Genomic DNA, 2,395 nt, shown 5'->3' with positions numbered 1-2,395 from the left:
GGGGACGGGGGGCGGGGACGGGGGGCGGGGACGGTGCGGGTGGGGCGGCGGGGGAGGGGTCAGGCGGTGGGCAGGGTCGCGGCGTAGGCGGCGCGCAGGTGCCGGCGGCGGGCGTCGGAGGTGGTGGCCCAGTCCAGCCAGTCGACGGCGCCGCCGTCCAGCGCGCGCTCCAGCGCCTCCAGGTGCAGGTGCCAGGCCGCCAGCGACATCGGCACCCAGGCGTCCTCGCCCTCCAGGTCCACCGTCAGCCGCAGCCGGGTGCGCGCCCGCAGGCCGCCGGCGTCCACCGGCTCCAGCTCCCAGCGCAGCAGGCCGTGCTCGGAGTTGGTGTGCTCCAGCAGCCGCGGCGGGTCCAGCGCGGTGACCCGCCCGGGCCACCACTCCAGCTCGGCGGGGTCGCCGTTGAGCCACATCAGGGAGAACTCCCCGCCGGGGCGCAGGTCCGCGCGCAGCGCCGCCCACCAGCGGCGGGTGACCTCCGGGACGGTCAGTGCCGTCCACAGCGCCGCCACCGGGTGCGGGTACTCGCGCGTCAGGGTCAGGGTCGCGCGGTCACCGCCGTGCAGGACCGCGCCGCCGAGGAGGTCCGGGTGCTCGCTCACGGCCCCATCCTCGCCCCTGCGCCCTGCTGCTCCACCCGGGGCGGGCGGTCGCGGTGAGTCGCGCCGGCGACCGCTCAAGCCCGGGCCCCGATCGCCCGATGGGACTACCGTGCTCACTCGACTGCGCGACCTGAAGGTCGCCTCCAAGCTCTTCGCCGGGTTCGGTGTCGTGTGCCTGCTGCTGGCCGTCGTGGTCGCCGTGGGCATCAGCCGCCTGCAGAACTCGCAGAACGACCTCACCACGTTGTCCACCTCGGGCGTCGCCTCCGTGGACAACATCGGCGACGTGCGCTCCTCCTTCCTGCAGGTGCGCATGGACGTCACCAACGCCGCCCTGGCCACCACCCCCGAGGGGGTGAGCGACGCCCTCGACGCCATGGCCACCACCGACACCGCGCTGGACGAGGCGTGGGCGCTGTACCTCGACTCCTCCCCCGCGGGTTCCGCCGCCGACCGCGACGCCTTCGAGGCGGAGCTGGCGCAGTACCGCGCCGACCGCGAGCAGCTCGTCGCCCTGGCCGAGGCCCGCGACGTCGACGGCTACATCGCCTACCGCACCAGCACCATCGCCCCGGTCGCCAAGCAGATCATGGACACCCTCACCACCCTGTCCGAGGCCGAGAGCGCCGCGGCCGCGACGCTGGCCGAGCGCAGCTCGGACGCGGCGCGCGCTGCGGTGGTCCTGCTGCTGGTGCTCGGCGTCGTCGCCATCGCCGTGGCCGTCGCGGTGGCCGTCACCGTCGCGCGCGGCATCGCGCAGCCGCTGGCCAAGACCCTCACCGTGGTGCAGGGCCTGGCCCACGGCCGCCTGGACCAGCGCGTACACCACAGCGCCAAGGACGAGGTCGGCCAGCTGGCCGCCGCGGTGGACACCACCATGGACAACCTCACCGGCACCATGCGCCGCATCGCCGGGGCCTCCACCACCCTGGCCGCCTCCTCCGAGGAGCTCTCCGCGGTGGCCACCCAGCTGTCCTCCGGGGCGGTGCAGGCCTCTTCGCAGTCCCAGGTCGTCTCCGCGGCCACCGAGGAGATCTCCGCCTCCATCTCCACCGTGGCCGCCGCCGGGGACGAGATGAGCGCGGCGATCCGCGAGATCGCCACCTCCACCGCCGAGGCCTCCGGGGTGGCCGCCGCGGCGGTGACCAGTGCCACCGACGCCTCGGCGATCCTGGAGCGCCTGAGCGCCTCGAGCCGGGAGATCGGTGAGGTCGTCAAGCTGATCACCTCCATCGCCGAGCAGACCAACCTCCTCGCCCTGAACGCCACCATCGAGGCGGCCCGGGCCGGGGAGATGGGCAAGGGCTTCGCGGTCGTCGCGGGGGAGGTCAAGGAGCTGGCGCAGCAGACCGCGCGGGCCACGGAGGAGATCATCACGCGGATCAACGCCACGCAGACCGACGCCGGTGCGGCGGCCGGGGCGATCGGGCAGATCACCGAGGTCATCGGTCGGATCGACGCGCTGCAGGCCACGATCGCGGCGGCGGTGGAGGAGCAGTCCGCGACCACCTCGGAGATGGTGCGCAACGTCGGTGAGGTCTCCACCGGTTCCCAGGAGATCGCGGTGAACATCTCCGGCATCGCCGCGGCCGCCGATCACACCACGGCCGGGGCGAACCAGACCGCGGCCACCGCGGGGGAGGTCTCGCGGGCGGCCAGTGAGCTGAACGAGCTGGTGGCCTCCTTCACCCTGCCGCGCACCTGAGGCGGCGCCCCGGCCAGCGGGGTCCCGCAGCGTTGAGCACGCAGCGCTGAACACGCACGGCCCGGTCCCCCGCAGCGCGGGGGGCCGG

Annotated in this window: 2 protein-coding genes; one reads left to right on the top strand and one right to left on the bottom strand. The window is 74.8% G+C overall.

All coding sequences use genetic code 11. The features are described 5' to 3' along the window. Nucleotides 1–59: 59 nt before the first annotated feature. On the bottom strand, nucleotides 60–602 hold the full coding sequence (locus tag ACRYR7_RS25215) for an SRPBCC family protein (protein WP_432575119.1): 543 nt from the start codon (nucleotides 600–602) through the stop codon (nucleotides 60–62). 109 nt (nucleotides 603–711) lie between these two features. Here ACRYR7_RS25215 and ACRYR7_RS25210 point away from each other — a divergent pair, with 109 nt between their 5' ends. Beyond that, on the top strand, nucleotides 712–2,307 hold the full coding sequence (locus tag ACRYR7_RS25210; RefSeq protein ID WP_432575117.1) for a methyl-accepting chemotaxis protein: 1,596 nt from the start codon (nucleotides 712–714) through the stop codon (nucleotides 2,305–2,307). The last annotated feature ends 88 nt before the right edge of the window (nucleotides 2,308–2,395 follow it).

It is taken from the genome of Kineococcus gurbantunggutensis (genome assembly GCF_050871925.1).
Lineage (GTDB): Bacteria > Actinomycetota > Actinomycetes > Actinomycetales > Kineococcaceae > Kineococcus.
Note: the sequence above shows the minus strand (reverse complement) of the source record. Positions and strands in the feature narration are given on the sequence as shown.